The sequence below is a fragment of the Amorphus suaedae genome, from assembly GCF_053629675.1.
Genome location: NZ_JBRJIT010000001.1, coordinates 3,030,967 through 3,052,527, shown reverse-complemented (window position 1 = coordinate 3,052,527; position 21,561 = coordinate 3,030,967). Strand labels below are relative to the sequence as shown.

General features: G+C 69.0%; 20 protein-coding genes. 8 read left to right on the top strand and 12 right to left on the bottom strand.

Features of this window, described 5'->3' with window-relative positions; translation table 11 throughout:
- Positions 1-99: 99 nt before the first annotated feature.
- A complete protein-coding gene (katE, locus tag AB7M35_RS13595) occupies positions 100-2,223 on the top strand; it encodes a catalase (RefSeq protein WP_453960491.1) in 2,124 nt (707 codons plus the stop codon).
- A gap of 70 nt (positions 2,224-2,293) precedes the next feature.
- On the opposite strand, the gene AB7M35_RS13590 is transcribed toward katE, so the two are convergent.
- Positions 2,294-3,010, bottom strand: a complete 717-nt coding sequence (locus tag AB7M35_RS13590; RefSeq protein WP_453960490.1) for a DUF4396 domain-containing protein — start codon at positions 3,008-3,010, stop codon at positions 2,294-2,296.
- A 96-nt stretch (positions 3,011-3,106) separates the two neighbouring features.
- Positions 3,107-3,805 (bottom strand): hypothetical protein, encoded by a 699-nt coding sequence (locus AB7M35_RS13585; RefSeq protein ID WP_453960488.1) that lies wholly within the window; start codon positions 3,803-3,805, stop codon positions 3,107-3,109.
- Positions 3,806-4,082: 277 nt separating this feature from the next.
- Between AB7M35_RS13585 and AB7M35_RS13580 the strand changes: the two genes are divergently transcribed.
- Entirely contained in the window at positions 4,083-4,736 is a 654-nt protein-coding gene (locus AB7M35_RS13580; protein WP_453960486.1) for a Crp/Fnr family transcriptional regulator, read from the top strand.
- Between the two features lie 6 nt (positions 4,737-4,742).
- Here the strand turns inward: AB7M35_RS13580 and AB7M35_RS13575 are convergent, their stop codons facing one another.
- Together AB7M35_RS13575 and AB7M35_RS13570 are read right to left on the bottom strand one after the other, a co-directional pair.
- Complete coding sequence (locus AB7M35_RS13575) at positions 4,743-5,657, bottom strand: sigma-70 family RNA polymerase sigma factor (protein ID WP_453960484.1); 915 nt, start codon at positions 5,655-5,657, stop codon at positions 4,743-4,745.
- A gap of 9 nt (positions 5,658-5,666) precedes the next feature.
- Entirely contained in the window at positions 5,667-6,134 is a 468-nt protein-coding gene (locus AB7M35_RS13570; protein ID WP_453960482.1) for a carboxymuconolactone decarboxylase family protein, read from the bottom strand.
- Between the two features lie 105 nt (positions 6,135-6,239).
- Here AB7M35_RS13570 and AB7M35_RS13565 point away from each other — a divergent pair, with 105 nt between their 5' ends.
- Complete coding sequence (locus AB7M35_RS13565; RefSeq protein ID WP_453960481.1) at positions 6,240-7,079, top strand: 3-keto-5-aminohexanoate cleavage protein; 840 nt, start codon at positions 6,240-6,242, stop codon at positions 7,077-7,079.
- Between the two features lie 88 nt (positions 7,080-7,167).
- Here AB7M35_RS13565 and AB7M35_RS13560 read toward each other — a convergent pair whose 3' ends face one another.
- From AB7M35_RS13560 to mnmE, 5 genes are all read right to left on the bottom strand, one after another.
- A complete protein-coding gene (locus tag AB7M35_RS13560; RefSeq protein ID WP_453960480.1) occupies positions 7,168-8,049 on the bottom strand; it encodes a ParB/RepB/Spo0J family partition protein in 882 nt (293 codons plus the stop codon).
- Positions 8,050-8,084: 35 nt separating this feature from the next.
- On the bottom strand, positions 8,085-8,927 hold the full coding sequence (locus tag AB7M35_RS13555; protein ID WP_453960479.1) for a ParA family protein: 843 nt from the start codon (positions 8,925-8,927) through the stop codon (positions 8,085-8,087).
- Positions 8,924-9,586, bottom strand: coding sequence for a 16S rRNA (guanine(527)-N(7))-methyltransferase RsmG (gene rsmG, locus AB7M35_RS13550; RefSeq protein ID WP_453960477.1), 663 nt, complete (start codon positions 9,584-9,586; stop codon positions 8,924-8,926). The genes AB7M35_RS13555 and rsmG overlap by 4 nt, the downstream gene beginning before the upstream one ends.
- On the bottom strand, positions 9,583-11,451 hold the full coding sequence (gene mnmG / locus AB7M35_RS13545; protein ID WP_453960476.1) for a tRNA uridine-5-carboxymethylaminomethyl(34) synthesis enzyme MnmG: 1,869 nt from the start codon (positions 11,449-11,451) through the stop codon (positions 9,583-9,585). The genes rsmG and mnmG overlap by 4 nt, the downstream gene beginning before the upstream one ends.
- A 95-nt stretch (positions 11,452-11,546) precedes the next feature.
- Positions 11,547-12,884 (bottom strand): tRNA uridine-5-carboxymethylaminomethyl(34) synthesis GTPase MnmE, encoded by a 1,338-nt coding sequence (gene mnmE, locus AB7M35_RS13540; RefSeq protein WP_453960475.1) that lies wholly within the window; start codon positions 12,882-12,884, stop codon positions 11,547-11,549.
- A 181-nt stretch (positions 12,885-13,065) separates the two neighbouring features.
- Between mnmE and AB7M35_RS13535 the strand changes: the two genes are divergently transcribed.
- Positions 13,066-15,081: a thioredoxin domain-containing protein gene (locus AB7M35_RS13535; RefSeq protein WP_453960474.1), complete on the top strand. Its 2,016-nt coding sequence runs from the start codon at positions 13,066-13,068 to the stop codon at positions 15,079-15,081.
- A gap of 87 nt (positions 15,082-15,168) precedes the next feature.
- Here AB7M35_RS13535 and rho read toward each other — a convergent pair whose 3' ends face one another.
- From rho to hemE, 3 genes are all read right to left on the bottom strand, one after another.
- The gene (gene rho, locus AB7M35_RS13530) at positions 15,169-16,434 is read right to left on the bottom strand and encodes a transcription termination factor Rho (protein ID WP_453960472.1); all 1,266 of its coding nucleotides are present in this window, start codon (positions 16,432-16,434) and stop codon (positions 15,169-15,171) included.
- Positions 16,435-16,640: 206 nt separating this feature from the next.
- Positions 16,641-17,072 (bottom strand): protoporphyrinogen oxidase HemJ, encoded by a 432-nt coding sequence (gene hemJ / locus AB7M35_RS13525; RefSeq protein WP_453960471.1) that lies wholly within the window; start codon positions 17,070-17,072, stop codon positions 16,641-16,643.
- 91 nt (positions 17,073-17,163) lie between these two features.
- Positions 17,164-18,210, bottom strand: a complete 1,047-nt coding sequence (hemE, locus tag AB7M35_RS13520) for a uroporphyrinogen decarboxylase (protein ID WP_453960468.1) — start codon at positions 18,208-18,210, stop codon at positions 17,164-17,166.
- A 422-nt stretch (positions 18,211-18,632) separates the two neighbouring features.
- Between hemE and AB7M35_RS13515 the strand changes: the two genes are divergently transcribed.
- From AB7M35_RS13515 to coaE, 4 genes are read left to right on the top strand one after another with little or no spacing between them, the layout of a single operon-like run.
- Complete coding sequence (locus AB7M35_RS13515; protein WP_453960466.1) at positions 18,633-19,487, top strand: pyruvate, water dikinase regulatory protein; 855 nt, start codon at positions 18,633-18,635, stop codon at positions 19,485-19,487.
- Complete coding sequence (locus AB7M35_RS13510; protein ID WP_453960464.1) at positions 19,453-20,085, top strand: Maf family protein; 633 nt, start codon at positions 19,453-19,455, stop codon at positions 20,083-20,085. Before AB7M35_RS13515 ends, AB7M35_RS13510 begins: the two co-directional genes overlap by 35 nt.
- Positions 20,082-20,921, top strand: a complete 840-nt coding sequence (locus AB7M35_RS13505) for a shikimate dehydrogenase (protein WP_453960462.1) — start codon at positions 20,082-20,084, stop codon at positions 20,919-20,921. Before AB7M35_RS13510 ends, AB7M35_RS13505 begins: the two co-directional genes overlap by 4 nt.
- Positions 20,918-21,529, top strand: coding sequence for a dephospho-CoA kinase (gene coaE, locus AB7M35_RS13500; RefSeq protein ID WP_453960461.1), 612 nt, complete (start codon positions 20,918-20,920; stop codon positions 21,527-21,529). Before AB7M35_RS13505 ends, coaE begins: the two co-directional genes overlap by 4 nt.
- Positions 21,530-21,561 lie beyond the last annotated feature (32 nt).

Below are 21,561 nucleotides of genomic sequence, written 5' to 3'. Positions count from 1 at the left end.
GAACATTCCCCCGGACCCACTGTTGGAGCCCTGTTGCGACGCCGGCCGCGTGCCCGCGCGCACATCGCCGATTCCGCATTCGATTCCAACGAGGGTTCCATGGCCGAAAAGCGCAAGACTCAGCCGAAAAGCGCAACGTTCGCCGACGAGAAGGTCCTGTTCGGCACCGGCGGCGAAACCCATCAGGTGGCCTCGGGCGACGTTCCGGCGCTGACCACCCAGCAGGGCATGCCCGTCTCCGACGACCAGAACTCGCTGCGCGCCGGTCCGCGCGGGCCGACGCTGATGGAAGACCAGCACTTCCGCGAGAAGATCTTCCACTTCGACCACGAGCGCATCCCCGAGCGCGTCGTGCACGCGCGGGGCTTCGGCGCCCACGGCTTCTTCGAGACCTACGAGTCGCTCGCCGACATCACCAGCGCCGACATCTTCCAGCGCCCCGGCGAGAAGACCGAAGCCTTCGTGCGGTTCTCCACCGTCGCCGGCAACAAGGGCTCGGCCGACCTTGCCCGCGACGTGCGCGGCTTCGCGGTGAAGCTCTACACGCAGGAGGGCAACTGGGACCTCGTCGGCAACAACATCCCGGTGTTCTTCATCCAGGACGCCATCAAGTTCCCCGATCTGATCCATGCCGCCAAGCAGGAGCCGGACCGCGGCTTCCCGCAGGCGCAGACGGCGCACGACAATTTCTGGGACTTCATGTCGCTGATGCCGGAAGCGATGAACATGGTCATGTGGATCATGTCGGACCGCACGATCCCGCGCTCCTTCCGCTTCATGGAGGGCTTCGGCGTCCACACCTTCCGGCTGATCAACGCCGAGGGCAAATCCACCTTCGTGAAGTTCCACTGGAAGCCGAAGCAGGGGCTGCAGTCGGTGGTCTGGAACGAGGCGCTGAAGCTCAACGGCGCCGACCCGGACTTCCACCGCCGCGACCTGTGGGACGCCATCCAGATGGGCGACTATCCGGAATGGGAGCTCGGCCTGCAGCTGTTCGACGACGACTTCGCCGACAGCTTCGAGTTCGACGTGCTCGACCCCACCAAGATCATCCCGGAGGAGCTGGTGCCGATCCGGATCGTCGGGCGGCTGGTGCTCGACCGGTGCGTCGACAACTTCTTCGCCGAGACCGAGCAGGTCGCCTTCATGACCGGCAACATCGTTCCCGGCATCGACTTCACCAACGACCCGCTGCTGCAGGGCCGCAACTTCTCCTACCTCGACACCCAGCTGAAGCGCCTCGGCGGCCCGAACTTCACCCACCTGCCCATCAACGCGCCGCGCTGCCCGTTCCACCACTTCCAGCAGGACGGCCACATGGCGTTCACCAACCCGACCGGGCGGGCGAACTATGAGCCGAACTCCTGGGGCCCGGAAATCGGCGGGCCGCGCGAGAGCGAAAAGGGCTTCCGCTCGCATCCCGAGACCATCGACGCGGACAAGGGACGCGTGCGGTCGGAACGCTTCTCCGACCACTACAGCCAGGCGCGGCAGTTCTACATCTCCCAGACGGAGATCGAGCAGACCCATATCGCCGCGGCGCTCACCTTCGAGCTGTCGAAGGTGGAGACCCCCGCGATCCGGTCGCGGGTGGTGGCCCACCTTCTGAACATCGACAAGGAGCTCGCCGAGAAGGTCGCCAAGGGCCTGCGCCTCAGGGAGATGCCGAAGCCCGCGGATGCCGCGAAGCCGACGAACATGGACCTCGAGGCCTCGCCGAAGCTGTCGATCATCCTGAACGGCCCGGAGAGCTTCAAGGGCCGCAAGGTGGGCTGCCTGGTCACCGACGGCACCGACATCGCGCTCGTAAAGGCGCTGAAGACGGCGCTGGAGAAGGAAGGCGCGCTGATCGAGTTCGTGGCGCCGATGGTCGGCGGCGTGAAGGCGAGCGACGGCACCTGGATCGAGGCGAAGCAGAAGATCAACGGCGGCCCGTCGGTGCTGTACGACGCCGTGGCGATCCTGCCGGGCCCGGACGGGGCGGAGATGCTCGCCAACGAGTCCACCGCCAAGGACTTCGTCAACGACGCCTTCGCCCACGCCAAGTTCGTCGCCTACTCCAAGCCGGCGATGACGCTGTTCGAGAAGGCCGGCCTCAAGGCCGACATGGACGGCGGCTTCACCGAGCTGAAGGCCGCGAAGGATGCCCAGGCCTTCGTGACCGCCTGCCGCAAGCTGCGCTTCTGGGAGCGCGAGCCGAAGGTTCACGCCACCTGGGCGTGAACCCCGCGGCCTGACTGAGACTCAAGGGCCCGGTCGCTTCCCAGCGGCCGGGCCTTTCCCATGCGGGCGCCTACATGGCTTCCTTGATGCCGACGCGGATGAGCCACCAGTTGATGGGGTAGGCGGTGATGAAGCCGCAGATCATGGCGATCTGCATCATGAACCAGAAGGTCACCATGGTGGCCTCGAGGGTGACGCCCAGCAGTGCCCCGAAGATCCAGAAATGGGCGATGGCCATGAAGCCGTACATGCCGATCTGCCAGAACGTCAGCGACAGCACGTCCGCCTTGGCCGCCTCCCACAGGCCCTCCCAGACCCCGAGCCCGCGCATCGGGGCGATTGCGTAGAACTGGAAGGCGATGCCGAACGCCAGCGCGAAGATGTAGTCGACGATCCAGACGGCGAAGATCTTCTCTCCGAACAGCGACTGCCAGCCGAACCACACCGCGATGACGGGAACGGCGACGAGCAGCCATTCGGCCACGATGTCGCCCAGCGTGCAGCCCGCGCCGCAGTGGGACGTTCCCTTGGCGACGGAGACCGCGAACGACGCGCCCTCGGCTTCGTCGTCGTGGCCGCCGTGGTGACCGTGACCCATGTTGCGGCCGACCTTGAAGTAGGCCCACAGGGCGAGGCCACTCCCCGACAGCGCGATGAGCGGCCAGACGAGGTTCATGATCCACATGTGCTGGGGGTGACGGGCTTCGTCCGCCGCGATGATTGCCGCCGACACGAAACCGAGGGCCAGGGAGATCGCGGAAAGCCAGTTGAGCCAGGTGGGGATCATCGTTCGGTCCTTCTTGCCGGAGGACGGAGGCCGCAGGTCCCGCGGGCGCGGGTCAAAGCGGCGGCGAGACGGAACTGGAGAGGGCGCCCTTCGGCGTCAGCGACACAGATCGGTGCGGATCAGGGCAGCCAGCAGCCGGGGCAGATCCTTCCTCGGCACCAGCCCGGCCACCGCCTCCCTCGAGGAGGCGAGCCCGAGCTTTCGGGCGCTGTCGAGGGCCTTCTGGTCGACGAAGGGATAGAATTCCGGCCACGCCGCCTGAATTTCCCTGCAGAAGATGTCGGCGCCGACGTCGCCGATCCCCTTGAACGCCTTCAAGAGGTCTCTCAACCGCTCCGGGTTGCCTTCCGCCTTCTTGCGCAGCCGGCGGAGATCGCCGCCGTACGTGTCGAGGATCGTCTCGGCTACCTCCGCGAGCCGCCGCGACGTGCTCTCGTCGTAGCGCGCGTAGCCGGCCTCGTTCAGGACCTTCGTGCGCTGTTCCCACGTGGCGGCCGCCATCCTTTCCGGGGTCCTCCAGCCGGCTCGGGCAAGCTCCCTCGCGGCGTTCATCGCCAGATCCGCCGAGATCCGCGTGCTCAGCAACAGCGACGCGCACAGCCAGCGGAAGAGCGGCGACGGCGTGTTCTTCGCAAGATCGATGCCGAGTTCCTCGGCGTAGGTGGTGCCCGCGCTGCGTAGAAGCCCCTTTACGGTAGGCTCTTCCGTTTTCCCCGAAGCCATTAGCGAGCCTCTGTCCGGTTGCCGCGCCCCGCCCTGACGGCGAACCCGCATCGCCCCGGAAAGTTTCGTCACCCTTCGCACGTCACCCGGAGAGACACGGCCGCCCCCGCAGAGCCCCGTTACTTGCCTTCGCCTTACCTTTGAGGTGCAACCGCCCCGAGCCCGTGTCGTCGGCCCCGGCGTCATCCGGTCGAGCCAGTCGTTCTTGATCTATCCGCATTCCGACCATGAACTCGACACAGTGGAACCCGGGCTCGGCTTCAGATGTTGTCTTCGTCGAGATAAGAGAGCTGAAGAAGAGAGACGGTGATCTGTCACCGGCACCGAGATGACCATTCAAGAATGCCCCATGGAGTCGGACCGTCCGACCGAGATGCCGGGTTCCGGCTTCGAACGCGTGGCGCGCGCGGGCGCGACGCTCTTTCGCGAAGGTGCTGCCGCCGTCGGTCTTTTCATCCTGCGCGAGGGCTGGGCCTTTCGCTACAAGACGCTGCCCGACGGGCGCAGGCAGATCCTGACCTACCTGCTTCCGGGCGATCTGGCGGGATTCCAGGCGGCGACGCTGTCGTGGGTCGATCACGGGGTGGAGACCCTGACGCCGGTGCGCTACGCCAACTATTCCCTCGCGAGCCTGTTTGCCGACAGCTTCGCGCAGGCCGGCCGCGACCCCGTCGAGGCGGTGGCGCACCTCGCCAGCCTGCAGGAGCGTGCCCTCGACGAGCACCTGCTGACGCTCGGCCGCCGGTCGGCGCTGGAACGGGTGGCCTACATCATCTGGACGCTCGTCCAGCGGCTGAAGTCGCTCGGGCTGGAACGGGACGGCCGGGTCGAGTTTCCGCTGACCCAGCAGCATCTCGCCGACACGCTCGGCCTGTCGCTGGTCCACACCAACAAGACGCTCAGGCGGCTTTCGGGCATGGACTGCCTCAGCTGGAAGGGACGCACGCTGGTGGTGCGCGACGGCGACCGGCTCGCCGCGATCGCCGGGCTCGCCCCCGCCTGAGACCCCTCACGTGCCACCCGGCGCCAGACGCGCGGGCAGCAGGGGCGCCAGGTGGGCGAGCTTCTGAGGGTTGCGGACGATGTAGATCTCCGCGATCCGCCCCCCGTCGATCCCCAGCGCCACGGTCTGCACCGTGCCGTCGTGCTCGACGCTCAGCTGCCCCGGCAGACCGTTGAGTTCGAGCCGGCGCACGTGGAGCGGCGGCTCCTGCCCCCATTTCCGGTTCACGCCCACCAGGAAGCGCGCGATCCGGACGGCGCCGGACAGCACGTTGAGCGCGGCGGCCTTCTGCCCGCCGCCGTCCGAATGCAGCGTTGCGGTTTCCGCCAGAAGACGGCCGAGCGCGCCGCTGTCTCCCGACCGGACGGCGTCGAAGAAGGCATCGGCGATGCTCTGCCGCTCGGCCGGATCGGGTGCGTAGCGCGGCCGCTCCTGCCGGACGTGGCGGCGGGCGCGGCTCGCAAGCTGCCGGCACGATGCGGGCGACTGGTCCAGGATCGACGCCACCTCGTCGAAGCCGACATCGAAGACGTCGTGCAGGAGAAAGGCCGCCCGCTCCAGCGGCGACAGCCGGTCCAGCGCGAGGAGGAGGGCGAACGAGACGTCGTCCGCCACGCCGTCCGCCGGCGCGACCGTCAGTCCCGCCTCGGTGACCAGCGGCTCCGGCAGCCAGGTGCCGACATAGGTTTCCCGCCGGTGCCGGGCCTCCTTGAGCCGGTCCAGGCATAGGCGGGTGACGATGCGGGCAAGGTAGGCGCCCGGATCGGCGACCTGGCCGCGGTCGGTCCCGTGCCAGCGCAGGAACGCGTCCTGCACGACATCGGCCGCCTCGGCGGCCGAGCCGAGCATGCGATAGGCGATGGCCGACAGCCGTTTGCGGTTGGCCTCGAAGACGCTCGCCAGCTCGTCGTCCATCGCCATCTCAGGTCCTCAGCCCGCCCGCGCCAGCCGCGGCTGGTCGACCGGATGCACCGACCGGAAGCCGACGGCCAGCCGGTTCCACACGTTGATCGCCCCGATCAGGAGGGAGAGGTTCACCCGTTCCTTCTCGGAAAACTCCGCCGCGATCCGCTCGTAGTCCGCGTCGGAGGCGCCGCTCTCGGCGACCAGCGTCAGCGCCTCGGTCCAGGCGAGCGCCGCGCGCTCCCGCGCCGTGTAGAGCGGCGATTCCCGCCAGGCGGAGAGCAGGTAGAGCCGCTCCTCCGTTTCGCCCGCCTCCCGGGCGTCGCGGGTGTGCATGTGCAGGCAGAAGGCGCATCCGTTGATCTGCGAGGCGCGTGTCTTCACCAGCTCGATCAGGCTCTTTTCCAGTCCGCACCCCTGCACGAACATTTCCATGCGCCGCATGGCGTCGACAGCTTCGGGCGCTGCGGCGACGAAGTCGAGACGGCTTTTCATGATGTCTCTCCGATGGTCAAAGGGGATGGTCGATGCCAACAGGACGAGGCGGCACCGGCGCGTGTGACATCGGTCGCGGAATTTTTTTTAAGGGCGGGACGACAAATGGGATCAGGAAACGCGGCCGGCCGGCCGGTGGCGATCGCGGTGGCGCCGAACGGCGGGCGCAAGACGAAATCCGACCACCCGGCGATCCCGATCTCGCCGGCGGAGCTCGGAGCGACCGCGCGGGCGGCGGTCGAGGCGGGCGCGGCAATGATCCACGTCCACGTGCGCGACCGCGACGGCGGCCATCTCCTGGACGCCGGCGCCTACCGCGACGCGACCGTGGCGATCCGCGAAGCCGTCGGCGAGGCGATCGTCGTGCAGATCACCACCGAGGCCCTCGGACGCTATGCGCCGGAGGCCCAGATCGCCGTGGTGCGCGACGTGCGGCCCGAGGCGGCGTCGCTGGCGCTGCGCGAACTCGCGCCCGACGCGGCGCACGAGGCCGCGTTCGGCGGGCTCCTCGATTTCATGAGGCGGGAGGCGATCGCCCCGCAGATCATCCTCTACGCACCGGAGGAGGCGGTCCGCCTCGCCGAGCTGATCCGACGCGGCGTCGTGCCCTTCGACGACATCCCGGTGCTCTACGTGCTCGGCCGCTACACCGAGGGGCAGCGCTCGGAGCCTGCGGACCTGCTGCCGTTCCTGGCACCCGGGCAGCCCCGCTTCGGCCACTGGAGCGTCTGCGCGTTCGGGCCGCGCGAGGCGGCGTGCGTCGCCACCGGCGCGTATCTCGGCGGGCACGTCCGCGTCGGCTTCGAGAACAACGAGGCGCTGCCCGACGGCGCGATCGCCCCGGACAACGCCGCCCTGGTGGCCGTCACGGCAGGGCTGGTGCGGGGCGCGGGCTATGCGCTCGCGAGCGGCGAGGACCTGCGGAAAAGCTGGGAAATACGGTGATCGCGGGCGGTCATTAGACGGCTTACTTTGCCGGCTTTCGACCGCTTTCCGGGCCCTCAAGCTAAAGGTCGCAGGCCCCCGCCGCCCGTCAGGCGTCGTCGTTTTCCAGCCGCCGCACGACCTCGTCGAGTTGCTCCAGCGTGCGGTACCGGACCTTCAGCTCGCCGGCGCCGGACTGGCGGTGCGCCAGCGTGACGGTGAGGCCGAGGGCGACGGACAGCCGACGTTCCAGCGCGCGGGTGTCGGCGTCCTTGCGGACGGGGCGCGCCTCCACGGTGCTGGCGGCCTGGATCTTCTCCGCCGCCAGCCGCTCGGCGTCGCGCACCGACAGCCCCTGCCGCACGATCCGCTCGGCGAGCCCCTCGGGGTCTTCCGCCGTCAGCAGCGCGCGGGCGTGGCCGGCCGACAGCGTGCCTTCGACCACGAAGCCGCGGATCTTCGGCGACAGCTTCAGCAGACGCAGCGTGTTGGCGACGTGGCTGCGGCTCTTGCCGATGACCGAGCCGAGCTGTGCCTGGTTGTAGGAGAAGTCGCCCATCAGGCGCTCGTAGCCCTCGGCCTCCTCGATGGCGTTGAGGTCCGAGCGCTGGACGTTCTCGATGATCGCCAGCTCGAGCGCCTCGCGATCGTCGGCATCGCGCACCACCACCGGGATCTCGTGCAGCCCGGCCTTCTGGGCCGCGCGCCAGCGCCGCTCGCCGGCGATGATCTCGTAGCCCTTGGAAGAGCCGGGCTGGCGCCGCACCAGGATCGGCTGCACCACGCCGCGGTCCTTGATGGAGGCGGCGAGATCGGCAAGGTCGGTCTCGTCGAAGCTTTTCCGCGGATTGCGCGGATTGCGGGCGATCAGGTCGATCGGCACCCGGCGCAGCCCGCGCGTGTCCTCCTCGCTGACCCGCTCGGGCTCGACGTCGCCGAGCAGCGCGGCAAGCCCCCGCCCGAGGCGCTTCTTCTGGGGATCCTCAGCCATGGCCAACGCCCCCCTTTGCCTTGTGCGACAGGACCTTACGCATGGGCCGCTGCCCGCGCCCGCATCTGCTTCTCGCGCTGGACCACCTCCGAGGCGAGCCGCAGATAGGCCTGGCTTCCCGCGCACTTGAGATCGTAGAGCAGCGCCGGCTTGCCGTGGGACGGCGCCTCGGACAGGCGCACGTTGCGCGGGATCACCGTCTCGTAGACGACGTCGCCCATGGTGTCGCGCACGTCCTGGACGACCTGGTTGGCGAGGTTGTTGCGGGCGTCGTACATGGTCAGCACGATCCCGTGGATGGAGAGCTCGCGGTTGAGCCCGGCCTTCACCTGATCGACGGTGCGGATCAGCTGGCTCAGGCCCTCCAGCGCGAAGAACTCGCACTGCAGCGGCACGACGACGGCGTGCGAGGCGGCGAGCGCGTTGATGGTCAGCACCGTCAGCGACGGCGGGCAGTCGGCAAGCACGTAGGTGAACGGCCCGGCGCGCTCGTCGCCGGCGTCGACCGCCTCGGCCAGCGAAAAGATCGCGTTGCGCAGCCGCTGGGCGCGGTCGGCTTCGGTTCCGATCTCCAGGTCGAGGCCCAGAAGATCCTGGGTCGACGGCGCGATCGACAGCCGCGGCACCGCCGTTTTCGTAATGACGTCAGGCAGTTGCGCCTCCCCGACCAGCACGTCGTAGATCGATCGCGCGCGCGCCTTGCGGTCGATGCCGAGCCCGGTGGAGGCGTTTCCCTGGGGGTCGAGATCGATGATCAGGACCTCCTCGCCGATCGCCGCCAGCGCGGTTCCGAGGTTGATGGCCGTCGTCGTCTTGCCCACGCCGCCCTTCTGGTTGGCGACGGAGAGAACGCGCGGCGATTTCGGCAATGAACTCATGAGCCATTCCGTTCAGCGGACAGGGGCGCGATCCCCCGGACCTCCAGGATCCGCCCCGCGGGATCTGACACGCTCGGATGTTCTACCAGATCGAAGTCGAATTCGGTACGCGCTTCGCCTACTTCCGCAGCGAAATCGCCGCCTTTGTGGAGAAGCGCCACCGCGCCGCGCGCGACGAACGGCGAAATCAGCGGCAGCAGGCGCGGCAACGGGGCGAGCGCGCGGGCGGTGACGACGTCGAACGCGTCGGCGATGCTTCGGCCGGCATCCTCGATCCGCGCCGCGTGCACGGTGGCCGGCAGCTTCAGCTCCAGCGCGGCCGTCCTCAGGAACGCCGCCTTGCGCCCGTTGGCCTCGACAAGATGGACCGCGGCCCCCGGACTGCCGGCGAGCGCCGCCGCGACCACCAGCCCCGGGAACCCGGCGCCGCTGCCGAGATCGATCCAGCGCCGCGCATTGGGGGCAAGCGCGGTGAGCTGCAGGCTGTCGAGGATGTGGCGCTGCCAGACGTGCTCGAGCGTCGAGGGCGCCACCAGGTTCTTGATCCGCTGCCAGCGGCGCAGCAGCGCCACCAGGCCATCCAGCCGCTCCAGTGTTTCACGTGAAACATCGGGCAGGGCCGCCCGGACGAGCTCCGGTCCGTCGCCGATCGCGGTCATGCGGCGCTGCGCCGGCCGTCGTGGCGCCGGCTGTAGGCGGCGAGCAGCGTCAGCCCAGCCGGCGTCATCCCGTCGATCCGCCCGGCCTGGCCCAGCGTCTCCGGCTTCACCCGCCGCAGCTTCTCGCGCAGTTCGCCGGAGAGGCCCGGAATGGCGGTGAAGTCTAGATCTTCCGGCAGGCGCCGCGTCTGGCTGTCCCGCAGCGCCGAAATGTCGGCGCTCTGCCTGTCCAGATAGGCCGCGTAGGTGGCGTCGATCACCAGCGAGGCCAGCACGGGCGCCGGGATTTCGGCGATGGTCGGCCAGATCGCCGCCAGCGCCTCGATGGTCACGTCCGGGAAGCGCAGGAGCTCGAACGCCGAGCGCCGCCGTCCGTCCTGGTTGACCCGGAAGCCCGCGGCGGCGGCGGCCGACGAGGTGAGGGTGAGCCCGTCGAGCAGCGCCCGGCCCGCCGCCAGCGCATCGCGCCGGCCGCCGAACACCTCGGCCCGCGCGCCGCCGACGATCCCGAGCGCGATGCCGCGGTCGGTGAGGCGCAGGTCGGCGTTGTCGGCGCGCAGGCTCAGCCGGTATTCCGCCCGCGAGGTGAACATCCGATAGGGCTCGCTGACGCCGCGCGTCACCAGGTCGTCGATCATAACGCCCAGATAGGCGTCCTCACGGCCAAACACGACGCCCTCGGCGCCGCCGGCGCGCCGCGCCGCGTTGAGGCCGGCCACCAGCCCCTGGGCGCCCGCCTCCTCGTAGCCCGTCGTGCCGTTGATCTGGCCCGCCAGGAACAGGCCGGCCAACCGCTTGGTCTCCAGCGTCGGCCGCAGCTCGGTCGGGTCGACGTGATCGTATTCGATGGCGTAGCCCGGCCGCAGCACGGTGACCCGCTCCAGCCCCGGGATCGTCGCGAGGAAGGCGTGCTGCACGTCTTCGGGCAGCGAGGTCGAAATGCCGTTCGGGTAGACGGTGGGATCGTCAAGTCCTTCCGGCTCCAGGAAGATCTGGTGCCCGTCGCGCTCGCCGAAGCGCACGATCTTGTCCTCGATCGACGGGCAGTAGCGCGGCCCGACGCTCTCGATGTTGCCGGAATACATGGCCGAGCGGCCGAGATTGTCGCGGATGACCGCGTGGGTCGCCGGCGTCGTGCGGGTGATGTGGCAGGGCACCTGCGGCGTGGTGATCCGGGAGGTCAGCGCCGAGAAGGGCACCGGCGGATCGTCGCCCGGCTGCTCCGCCAGCATGCCCCAGTCGATGGTGCGGCCGTCGAGGCGCGGCGGCGTGCCAGTCTTCAGGCGCCCCAGCCGGAAGCCCTGGGCGCCGAGCGTCTTCGAAAGGCCGGTCGACGGCGCCTCGCCCATTCGCCCCGCCGGAAACCGCCGGTCGCCGATGTGGATCAGCCCGTTCAGGAAGGTGCCGGTGGTGAGCACCACGGCGCCGGCGCGGAGCGTCCGCCCGTCGGCCAGCGTCACGCCGCTCACCGCGCCGCCGTCGATAACGAGGTCGTGGGCTTCGCCCTCGACGATCTCCAGCCCCGCCTGGCCGGCGAGCAGATCGGCGATTGCCGCCTTGTAGAGCGCGCGGTCCGCCTGCGCCCGCGGCCCCTGGACCGCCGGGCCCTTGCGCTTGTTCAGCACCCGGAACTGGATCCCGGCCGCATCGGCGGCCCGCCCCATCAGACCGTCCAGCGCGTCGATCTCGCGGACCAGATGGCCCTTGCCGAGCCCGCCGATGGCCGGGTTGCACGACATCACGCCGATGGTCCCGGCCGACAGGGTGAGGAGCGCGGTGCGCGCGCCGGCGCGCGCGGCGGCGGCCGCCGCTTCGCAGCCGGCGTGTCCGCCCCCGATCACAATGACGTCGAAGCTGTCCGCCACGGCGGTGGATCCCTGTACGTGTTGAGTGGGGTGATTTAGCCCACCCGCCGGCCCGGGTCAAAGGCGCGGCCGGCGTGCCGTCCCGCCGTGCCCGCCTACTTGCCGATGCAGAAGGTCGAGAAGATCGCCCCGAGCACCTCGTCCGCGTCGATCCGGCCGGTCAGCCGTCCGAACGCGACGGCGGCCCGGCGCAGATGCTCGGCGCGCGCCTCGGTGGGCATGTCGGGCGCCAGCGACCAGCGGAGTTCGGATTCCGCGTCGGTGAGGGCGGTCCGGTGCCGCTCCCGGGTGACCAGCATGTCCTCGCCGCCGGCGAGCGTGTCGCGCGCCAGCGTCTCCAGCCGGGCGATCAGCTCGGCGAGCCCGCCCGGGGTCACCACCGATGCGGCGACGTCGGCGTCGGTCCGCGCGGCGCCGTCGGCGAGGTCGGCCTTCGTCGCCACCCGCAGCACGCTCCGATGGCTGGCGAATGTTTCACGTGAAACACGCGTCTCCCCCGGCGGCACCAGCAGCAGGAGCACGTCGGCCGACGCGGCCCGGTCGTGGGCGCGGCGGATGCCCTCCGCCTCCACAGGGTCCTCGGTCTCGCGCAGTCCGGCGGTGTCGAGCAGCCGCACGGGATACCCGCCCAGATCCAGGTCGACCTCCAGCACGTCCCGGGTCGTGCCCGGCACCGACGTCACGATGGCGACGTCGCGGCGGGCGAGAGCGTTCAGCAGGCTCGACTTGCCCGCGTTGGGCGGCCCGACGATCGCCACCTCCAGCCCGCGGCGCAGCCGTTCTCCGCGGTCGCCCCGGCCAAGCTCGGCGGCGATTTCGTCGGCCATCGCCCGCACATCGGCGAGTGCCGCCACATCGGCATCGTCCGGCACGTCGTCCTCGTCGGCGAAGTCGAGGCTGCTCTCCAGCATCGCCAGCGCGCGCAGCAGGCGCGACCGCCACGCCTCGACCTCGCCGGAAATAAACCCGATCGAGTGCTTAAGTGCCTGTTTTCTTTGACTTTCCGTCTCCGCCGCAAGCAGGTCGGCAAGCCCCTCGATGGCTGAGAGATCGAGCTTCCCGCTCAGGAAGCCGCGTCGGGTGAACTCGCCCGCCTCGGCGAGCCGCACGCCCTCGGCGTCCACCAGCGCGCGGATCAGCGCCCGCACCACCGCGGGCCCGCCGTGGCAGTGAAACTCGACCAGGTCCTCGCCGGTGACGGTGTCCGGGCCTGCAAACACCAGCAGCAGCCCCCGGTCGATCGCCTCGCCGGTGATGGGATCGCGAAACGTCGCGAGCCGCACCCGCCGGTCCGGGGTGCAGGAGCCGGCGACCGCCGCCGCCAGCGTCAGCGCCGCCGGCCCGCTGGCCCGCACGACGGCGATCCCGGCCGGCAGCGCGCCGGAGGAGAGCGCGACGATGGTGTCGGCCGGGCCGGTCATCTCATCGCGCATCGGGGACCTCGCGTTCCGTTCGCGGGCGGGTCTGGAGGTCGCGCCGCCCGGAAACGGCACTGGCGTCAATAGGTTGTGTGCGTGCCCCCGGGGCCGATCGTTTCGGTCTCGGGCCGAAATGCGTTAGGGAGGGGTCAAACTCGACCGATCCGTTCCCGGATCCGAACCGCACGAGGCGAGGATGAGCGACAACCAGCTTCGACACGAGACGAGCCCCTACCTCCTGCAACACGCCGACAATCCGGTCCACTGGCGCCCGTGGTCCGCCGCCGCCCTCGACGAGGCGCGGGCGAGCGGAAAGCCGATCCTGCTCTCCGTCGGCTATGCCGCGTGCCACTGGTGCCACGTGATGGCCCACGAGAGCTTCGAGGACGCCGACGTCGCCAGCGTGATGAACCGCAACTTCATCAACATCAAGGTCGATCGCGAAGAACGGCCCGACATCGACCAGATCTACATGTCGGCGCTGCACGCCATCGGAGAGCAGGGCGGCTGGCCGCTGACCATGTTCCTGACCTCCGACGGCGAGCCCATCTGGGGCGGCACCTATTTCCCGAAGGAGCCGAAATACGGCCGCCCGGGCTTCGTCCAGGTGCTGGAAGCGGTCGCCGAAACCTTCCGCAGCGACCGCAGCACCATCGACGCCAACCGCGATTCCCTGCGCCAGCGGCTGGAGTCCCGCCCGCGGCCCGGTCCGGAGCTGTCGCTGGAGATGGTGGATGAGGCGGTCAAGCAGCTGTTCACCGTCATCGACCCGGTGAACGGCGGCACCCAGGGCGCCCCGAAGTTTCCGAACGCCATGCTGTTCGACATGTTCTGGCGCGCCTATTGCCGGACCGGCAACCCGCCGGCCCGTGATGCGGTCCTCCTGGCGCTGCGCCGGATCTCCCAGGGCGGCATCTACGACCATCTGGGCGGCGGCTTCGCCCGCTATTCCGTCGACGAGCGCTGGCTGGCGCCGCACTTCGAGAAGATGCTCTACGACAACGCCCTGCTGCTCGATCTGCTCGTGCGCGCGTGGATCGAGACCGGTGACGCGCTGTTCGCCGCCCGGGTGAGCGAGACCATCGGCTTCCTCGACCGCGAGATGACCACCGAGGAGGGCGCCTTCGCCTCCAGCCTGGACGCCGACAGCGAGGGCGAGGAGGGGCGCTTCTACGTCTGGAGCCAGGCGGAGATCGAGGCGGTCCTCGGCGCGGAGGAGGCGGCGGTCTTCGGCGCGGCCTACGACGTCACGCCGTCGGGCAACTGGGAAGGCCACGTCATCCTCAACCGCCTCGCCGACGACCGGCTGAAGGACGCGGAGACCGAGGCGCGGCTGGCGCGCGACCGGGAACGGCTGCTGGAAGCCCGTGCGGCCCGCGTCCGCCCGGGCCGCGACGACAAGGTGCTGGCCGACTGGAACGGCCTGGCGATCACCGCACTCGCCCGCGCCGCGGTTGCGTTCGACCGGCCCGAGTGGCTCGCCCGCGCGCAGACCGCCTACCGCGCGATCCTCGACACGATGACCCGCGGGGACCGGCTCGGCCACTCCTACCGCGCGGGAAAGCTGGTCTTTCCCGGCCTCGCCACCGACCACGCGGCGATGGCCCGCGCCGCCCTGGCGCTACTGGACGCCACCCAAGACCCCGCCTACCTCGCCGATGCCCGGCGCTTCATCGCGGTGCTCGATGCCCACTACTGGGATGGCGAGGACGGCGGCTACTTCTGGACCGCCGACGACGCCGAGGCGCTGATCATCCGGCCGCGAAGCCCGGCCGACGAGGCCGTGCCCAACGGCAACGGGCTGGCGCTGGATGCCCTGGTGGAGCTCTGGCTGCGCACCGGCGACAGCGCCTATCGCGACCGCGCCGATGCGCTGATTTCCGCCCATTCCGGCGCGATGATCGCCAACATCTTCGCCACCGCGAGCCTCTTCAACGGGCTCGATTTCCGGCTGCGGCCCACGGCGGTCGTCATCGTCGCGCCCGAAGGGAGCGATCCGGCGCCGCTCGTTCGCGCGTCCCGCGACAAGGCCGACCCGAGCATCGTGCGCACGGTGCTGGCCTCGACGTCCGGCCTGCCTGCCAGCCATCCCGCCGCCGGCAAGCCGGCGCTGGAGGGCAACCCCACGGCCTATGTCTGCAGCGCCACCGAGTGCTCGCTGCCGGTCACCGACGCGGACGGCCTGCGGCAGCTCCTCGGCACCGCCGGCTGAGCGGACCGCACCTGGTCGAAACGAAAAAGGCCCGCCGGATCGCCGGCGGGCCTTCTGAGATCGTGCGTGACCGGCAGGTCGCGCGGATCAGGTGTTCATGGAATCGAAGAAGTCGCTGTTGCTCTTCGTCTGGCGCAGCTTGTCGAGCAGGAACTCGATCGCGTCGACGGTGCCCATCGGGTTGAGGATGCGGCGCAGCACGAACGTCTTCTTGAGCTTGTCGGCCGGAACCAGCAGCTCTTCCTTGCGGGTGCCGGAGCGGGTGACGTCCAGCGACGGGAAGACGCGCTTGTCGGAGATCTTCCGGTCGAGGATGATTTCGGAGTTACCCGTGCCCTTGAACTCTTCGAAGATGACTTCGTCCATGCGGCTGCCGGTGTCGATCAGCGCGGTCGCGATGATGGTCAGCGAGCCGCCTTCCTCGATGTTGCGCGCCGCGCCGAAGAAGCGCTTCGGGCGCTGCAGGGCGTTGGCGTCGACACCACCGGTCAGCACCTTGCCCGACGACGGCACCACGGTGTTGTAGGCGCGGCCGAGGCGGGTGATGGAATCCAGCAGGATGACCACGTCGCGGCCGTGCTCGACCAGGCGCTTGGCCTTCTCGATCACCATTTCCGCCACCTGGACGTGGCGCACCGCCGGTTCGTCGAAGGTCGAGGAGACGACCTCGCCCTTCACCGAGCGCTGCATGTCCGTCACTTCTTCCGGCCGCTCGTCGATCAAAAGCACGATCAGATAGCACTCGGGGTGGTTGGAGGTGATCGAGTGGGCGATGTTCTGCAGCAGCACGGTCTTGCCGGTGCGCGGCGGCGCCACGATCAGCGCGCGCTGGCCCTTGCCGAGCGGCGCCACCAGATCGATCACCCGGGTCGACATGTCCTTCGAGGTCGGAACCTCGAGCTCCATGTTGAAGCGCTCGTCCGGATAGAGCGGCGTCAGGTTGTCGAAGTGGATCTTGTGCCGCGCCTGCTCCGGCTCGGCGAAGTTGATGGTGTTGACCTTCAGGAGCGCGAAATAGCGCTCGCCCTCTTTCGGGCTGCGGATCTGGCCTTCGACGGTGTCGCCGGTGCGCAGCGAAAAGCGACGGATCTGCGACGGCGACACATAGATGTCGTCCGGTCCCGGCAGGTAGTTGGCATCGGGAGAGCGCAGAAATCCGAAGCCGTCCTGCAGCACTTCGACGACACCTTCGCCGATGATATCGACTTCGGCCGCCGCCAGCTGCTTCAGGATGGCGAACATCAATTCTTGTTTGCGTAAAGTGCTGGCGTTTTCGACTTCCAGCTCTTCGGCGAATGCAATGAGATCGGGCGGAGATTTAGACTTGAGCTCTTGAAGCTTCATCTCCCGCATGGGGCATTCCTTAAACTGCGATCGCTCGGAGCGACCGAGTGAACATAAGATGGAGGATGGGTGCAGATCGGGGAGCGGGTAAATGCTGAGCGCGGCTACCGCTGACGCATCCGAGCCAGTGCCCGGATGCAGGTCTGCTAATTCGGAGACGCTTACTAATAGTCGCTTCGAACGCAACCTTCAAGACCGCAAGGCGCAATCGGCGACTAAAACGGCTTGAGGACCACCAGAAGCACGATGAAGACCAGCGCAACCGCCGGGATCTCGTTCACCAACCTGTAGAAGCGGCTCGAGCGCGTGTTGCGGTCTTCGGCGAACGCGCGCACCCATCCGGCGCAGATTCCGTGCATCGCCGACAGGCCCAGCACCAGCAGCAGCTTCCCGTGCAGCCATCCGGAGGTCCAGAAGCCGCCCATCGTGGCGATCGCGATGCCGAAGATCCACGTGGCGATCATCGACGGCGTCATGATGCCGCGCAGCAACCGCCGCTCCATGACCTTGAACGTCTCCGACTTGTCGGAGCCGATCGCCGCGTCGGCGTGGTAGACCATCAGCCGCGGCAAGTAGAGAAACGCGGCCATCCACGCGATGACCGAAAAGATGTGGGCGGCCTTCAGCCAGAGATACAAGCTGTCCATTGCAATCCGCTCGTCGTTGTCGCCCCCGGGCCCGCCTTCCGATTCCGGTCGCGGGCCAGGGATCGCCGAGGCCGGTCCGACCGGAAAGGCCCTAGCCGGCCGTTCCGCGCACCCGCGCCACCATCCGCTCGACGTGGGCAATCGGCGTTTCCGGCACGATCCCGTGGCCGAGGTTGAACACGAACGGGCCGCCGTTCAGGTTCGACAGGATCGCGTCGACCCCCTCGTCCAGCATCGCCCCGCCGGCGACCAGCCGCATCGGGTCGAGATTGCCCTGGATGCAGACCGCGCGCTGCACCTGGCGGGCGGCCTCGAAGTCCACCGACCAGTCGAGCGACACCGCGTCCGGCCGCACCGTCTCGACGAAACCGGCGAGCCGGGTTCCGGCGGCGCGCGGGAAGGCGATGATCGGCACGCCCGGCCGCGCCTCACGCACCTTGGCGACGATCCGCGCGTTGGGATCGACCGACCAGCGCGGGAACGACAGCGTGTCGAGCGCCCCGGCCCAGCTGTCGAAGATCTGCACCGCGTCGCAGCCGGCGTCGATCTGCGCGACGAGATGGGTGGCGACCGCGTCCACCAGGCAGTCCATCAGCCGGGCGAAGCCCTCCGGGTTGCCGTAGGAGGCGCGCCGTGCCGGCGCCTGGTCGGGGGTGGTCCTGCCGGCCAGCATGTAGGTCGCCAGCGTCCAGGGCGCGCCGGCGAACCCGATCAGCGCCGTTTCGGCGGGAAGGGCGGCGCGGGTCAGCCGGATCGCCTCGTAGACGGGTGCCAGGTGGCTCTCCAGGCGCGACTGGTCGAGATCGCCCACCCGCTCCAGCGGGATCGGGTCGAGCCTCGGGCCGACCCCTTCTTCGAATCGAACGGACTGGCCGAGCGCATCGGGGATGACGAGGATGTCGGAGAAGATGATCGCCGCATCGAAGCCGAACCGCCGGATCGGCTGCAGCGTCGCCTCGCAGGCCAGTTCCGGCGCGTAGCAGAAATCGAGAAAGCTCGGGGCGCTCGCCCGGATCTCGCGATATTCAGGGAGATATCTCCCCGCCTGCCGCATCATCCAGATTGGCGGGATGTCCTGCCGTTCCCCCTTGAGGGTTCGCACGAACCGGGTGGTCGGCCGGTCTGTCTCCTGGTCCACCACGAACTCCCTCTAATTAAATAAGAGATTCTAGAATCTTGATTTTCTATTTCTATTAGTCCGGTGGAGACCGGGAATTAACGCCTCGTTCACCATCCGCCGTTGGCCTACTGGATCGCACCGGCCACGAAAAGCCCGTCGTCCACGATTGGGGATAAAACTTGCTTGACGCGGCAATCGGTCCCGCCCTCCGGCGCCTTCGGCGTGGCGACCGGCGTACGCGGCCGCGCGTTGTCCCCGGGGATAACCCGACGGCCCTCGTGGAAAGCCGCAAACCGTCCCCGTAGTTCCGTCCGCGTGTATGGCGCTGTCCCCTGCGGGACAAAGCGGTGGACGAATCCGGAGCCATCCGCGACCATGCGGCCGCCGGGGGGCAAAAGGCCGACTTTGCGCACATCCCTCCACAGCCCCAGGAAGACACCGTGGATAAGCCGACCTTCTTTCACCTGCATCTCGTGTCGGATTCCACGGGCGAGACGCTGATGACGGTCTCGCGTGCCGCCATCGCGCGCTACGAGAACGTCGAGGCGATCGAGCACGTCTATCCGCTGGTGCGCACCGATCGCCAGGTGAACCGGGTGCTGTCGGAGGTGGAGGCCAACCCCGGCATCGTCATGTTCACCCTCGTCGACCAGACCATCTCCGAGCGGCTGCTGCGCCGCTGCCGCGAGATGAGCATTCCCTGCGTCGACGTGCTGGACCCGCTGGTCCACGTCCTGCAGTCCTACCTGAACGTGCCGACCATCTCGCGCATCGGCGCCCAGCATTCTCTCGACGCCGACTATTTCCGCCGCATCGAGGCGCTGAACTTCGTGATGGTGCACGACGACGGCGCGCTTCCCGACGACATCGAGGAAGCGGACGTCATTATCATCGGCGTCAGCCGCACGTCGAAGACGCCCACCTCGATCTATCTCGCCAACCGGGGCGTCAAGGCGACGAACATCCCGATCGTCCGCGACATGCCGGTCTCGCCAGTGGTGTTCACCGCCGAACGCCCGCTGATCGTCGGCCTGGTCGCGACGCCGGAACGCATCGTCCAGTTGCGCGAGAACCGGTTGCTCTCCCTCAATGCGATCCGCACCGGGCGGGGCGACTATGTCGACAGGCACGCGGTCTCCCAGGAGATCGCCTATACGCGACGATTGTGTGCCGAGAACGAATGGCCGATCATCGACGTCACGCGGCGATCGATCGAGGAGACGGCCGCGGCCATCCTGGCCCTGTTGAGTGACCGGAAATATGCTGCAAGCATCACTGAAGGCGGAGACGTCTGACCTGACCGCCCTGGTCCTGGCGTCGCGAAGCGCCGCGCGCTCGCGGATGATGGCCGCCGCCGGTCTCAGCTTCTCCACCGCCGGTGCCGACATCGACGAGCGGGTCCAGGAGCGCGATCTCACCGGCGCGGACCGGACCCCCGACCGCATCGCCGCCCATCTGGCGTCGGTCAAGGCGATGGCCGTCAGTGGGCAATTTCCCGATGCCGTCGTCGTCGGCGCCGACCAGACGCTGGATCTGGACGGCGAGTGCTTCGTGAAGCCGAACGATCTCGACGAGGCCCGCGCGCAGCTGCTGCGGCTGAAGGGCCGCAGCCACGTGCTGCACTCCGCGGTCGCCTGCGTCCGCAACGGCGCCCTCGACTGGCAGTGCGTGGAAACCGCGCGGCTGACGATGCGCGACTTCTCCGAGCGTTTCCTCGACGACTATCTCTCGGTCGCCGGGCACCGGGCGCTGTCGAGCGTCGGGGCCTATCATCTCGAGGGTGTCGGCGTTCAGCTCTTCGAGAAGGTCGAAGGCGACTTCTTCACCATCCTCGGTCTGCCGCTGTTGCCGCTGCTTTCCTATCTCCGCGCGGCGGGGATCGTCACGTCGTGAGCGATGCCCTGCCCCGCGCCGCGGTGATCGGCTGGCCGGTCGCCCACTCCCGCTCGCCGATGATCCACGGATACTGGCTGAAGAGCCTTGAGCTGCCGGGAAGCTACGACCGCATCGCCGTGCCGCCGGAAACCGCCGACGCGTTTTTTGCCGACTTTCGGGCGAGCGGCCTCATCGGCGCCAACGTCACGCTGCCCCACAAGGTCCGCGCCGTCGCGGCTTGCGACGAACTCGCCGTCGCCGCCCGCGAGATGGGGGCCGTCAACACCCTGTGGTGGGAGGGCGACCGCCTGATCGGCGACAACACCGACGGTTACGGCTTTCTCGCCAACCTGGACCAGCGGGCGCCGGGCTGGAGCGCCGATCCCGGCACGGCGCTCGTGCTTGGCGCCGGCGGGGCGGCCCGCGCCGTGATCTACGGCCTCCTGCAGCGCGGCTTTCGCGTCGTCGTGGCCAACCGCACCCTCGGCCGGGCCGAGGAGCTGGCCGCGATGTTTCCGGGCGCCGAGGTCGGCGACTGGGCGGCGGCGATGGCGCCGGAGCGCGACGTGGCGATCGTCGTCAACACCACCAGCCTCGGCATGGCCGGCAACCCTGACCTGCCCATCGACCTCGCCCGCCTTGGGCCCGACGCGATCGTGACCGACATCGTCTACACGCCGATCGAGACCGGAATCCTGAAGCGCGCGCATGCCGCGGGGCTCCGCACCGTCGACGGTCTCGGCATGCTGCTGCACCAGGCGGTGCCCGGCTTCGAGCGCTGGTTCGGCGTGCGGCCCGAGGTCACCGACGATCTCCGCGCCCGCGTTCTCGACAACATCGGAGCGCCGGCATGATCGTGCTCGGCCTCACCGGCTCCATCGGCATGGGCAAGTCGACCACGGCGCGGATGTTCGCCGCCGAGGGCGTGCCGGTCTACGACGCCGACCGCGCGGTCCACATGCTCTATCGCGGCCGTGCGGTGGCGCCGGTCGAGGCGGCGTTTCCGGGCGTCACCGTCGATGGCGTCATCGATCGCGGACGGCTGGGCGACCGCGTGCTGAAGGATGCGGACGCGATGAAGACGCTTGAGGCGATCGTCCATCCGATGGTCCGCGAGGAGGAGAACGCCTTCCTGGAGCGCGCCCGCGCGTCGCTGGCGAGATGCGCGGTCCTCGACGTGCCGCTGCTGTTCGAGACCGGCCGCCAGGGCCGCACCGATGCAGTCGTCGTCGTCACCGCCGACCCCGACGTGCAGCGGGCGCGGGTGATGGAGCGCCACGGGATGACGGAGGCCCGTTTCGAGGGCATTCTCGCCAAGCAGATGCCCGATTCGGAGAAGCGCCGCCGCGCGCACTTCCTGATCGACACGGGTCACGGGCTGGAGCCGGCGGAGCGCGCCGTGCGGGCGATCCTCGACGCCGTCGCCTTCATGTCGGGGACAACCGGCCGCGCGCCGTTGTGAGCGCGGTGCGCATCGTGCGACACCGGACGGGC

What these genes read in the sequence shown, in the direction of transcription:
- katE (WP_453960491.1), top strand. Translation starts at nt 100, where the DNA reads ATGGCCGAAAAGCGCAAGACTCAGCCGAAAAGCGCAACGTTCGCCGAC.
- AB7M35_RS13590 (WP_453960490.1), bottom strand. Translation starts at nt 3,010, where the DNA reads ATGATCCCCACCTGGCTCAACTGGCTTTCCGCGATCTCCCTGGCCCTC.
- AB7M35_RS13580 (WP_453960486.1), top strand. Translation starts at nt 4,083, where the DNA reads ATGGAGTCGGACCGTCCGACCGAGATGCCGGGTTCCGGCTTCGAACGC.
- AB7M35_RS13575 (WP_453960484.1), bottom strand. Translation starts at nt 5,657, where the DNA reads ATGGCGATGGACGACGAGCTGGCGAGCGTCTTCGAGGCCAACCGCAAA.
- AB7M35_RS13570 (WP_453960482.1), bottom strand. Translation starts at nt 6,134, where the DNA reads ATGAAAAGCCGTCTCGACTTCGTCGCCGCAGCGCCCGAAGCTGTCGAC.
- AB7M35_RS13565 (WP_453960481.1), top strand. Translation starts at nt 6,240, where the DNA reads ATGGGATCAGGAAACGCGGCCGGCCGGCCGGTGGCGATCGCGGTGGCG.
- AB7M35_RS13560 (WP_453960480.1), bottom strand. Translation starts at nt 8,049, where the DNA reads ATGGCTGAGGATCCCCAGAAGAAGCGCCTCGGGCGGGGGCTTGCCGCG.
- AB7M35_RS13555 (WP_453960479.1), bottom strand. Translation starts at nt 8,927, where the DNA reads ATGAGTTCATTGCCGAAATCGCCGCGCGTTCTCTCCGTCGCCAACCAG.
- rsmG (WP_453960477.1), bottom strand. Translation starts at nt 9,586, where the DNA reads ATGACCGCGATCGGCGACGGACCGGAGCTCGTCCGGGCGGCCCTGCCC.
- mnmE (WP_453960475.1), bottom strand. Translation starts at nt 12,884, where the DNA reads ATGCGCGATGAGATGACCGGCCCGGCCGACACCATCGTCGCGCTCTCC.
- AB7M35_RS13535 (WP_453960474.1), top strand. Translation starts at nt 13,066, where the DNA reads ATGAGCGACAACCAGCTTCGACACGAGACGAGCCCCTACCTCCTGCAA.
- rho (WP_453960472.1), bottom strand. Translation starts at nt 16,434, where the DNA reads ATGCGGGAGATGAAGCTTCAAGAGCTCAAGTCTAAATCTCCGCCCGAT.
- hemJ (WP_453960471.1), bottom strand. Translation starts at nt 17,072, where the DNA reads ATGGACAGCTTGTATCTCTGGCTGAAGGCCGCCCACATCTTTTCGGTC.
- AB7M35_RS13510 (WP_453960464.1), top strand. Translation starts at nt 19,453, where the DNA reads ATGCTGCAAGCATCACTGAAGGCGGAGACGTCTGACCTGACCGCCCTG.
- coaE (WP_453960461.1), top strand. Translation starts at nt 20,918, where the DNA reads ATGATCGTGCTCGGCCTCACCGGCTCCATCGGCATGGGCAAGTCGACC.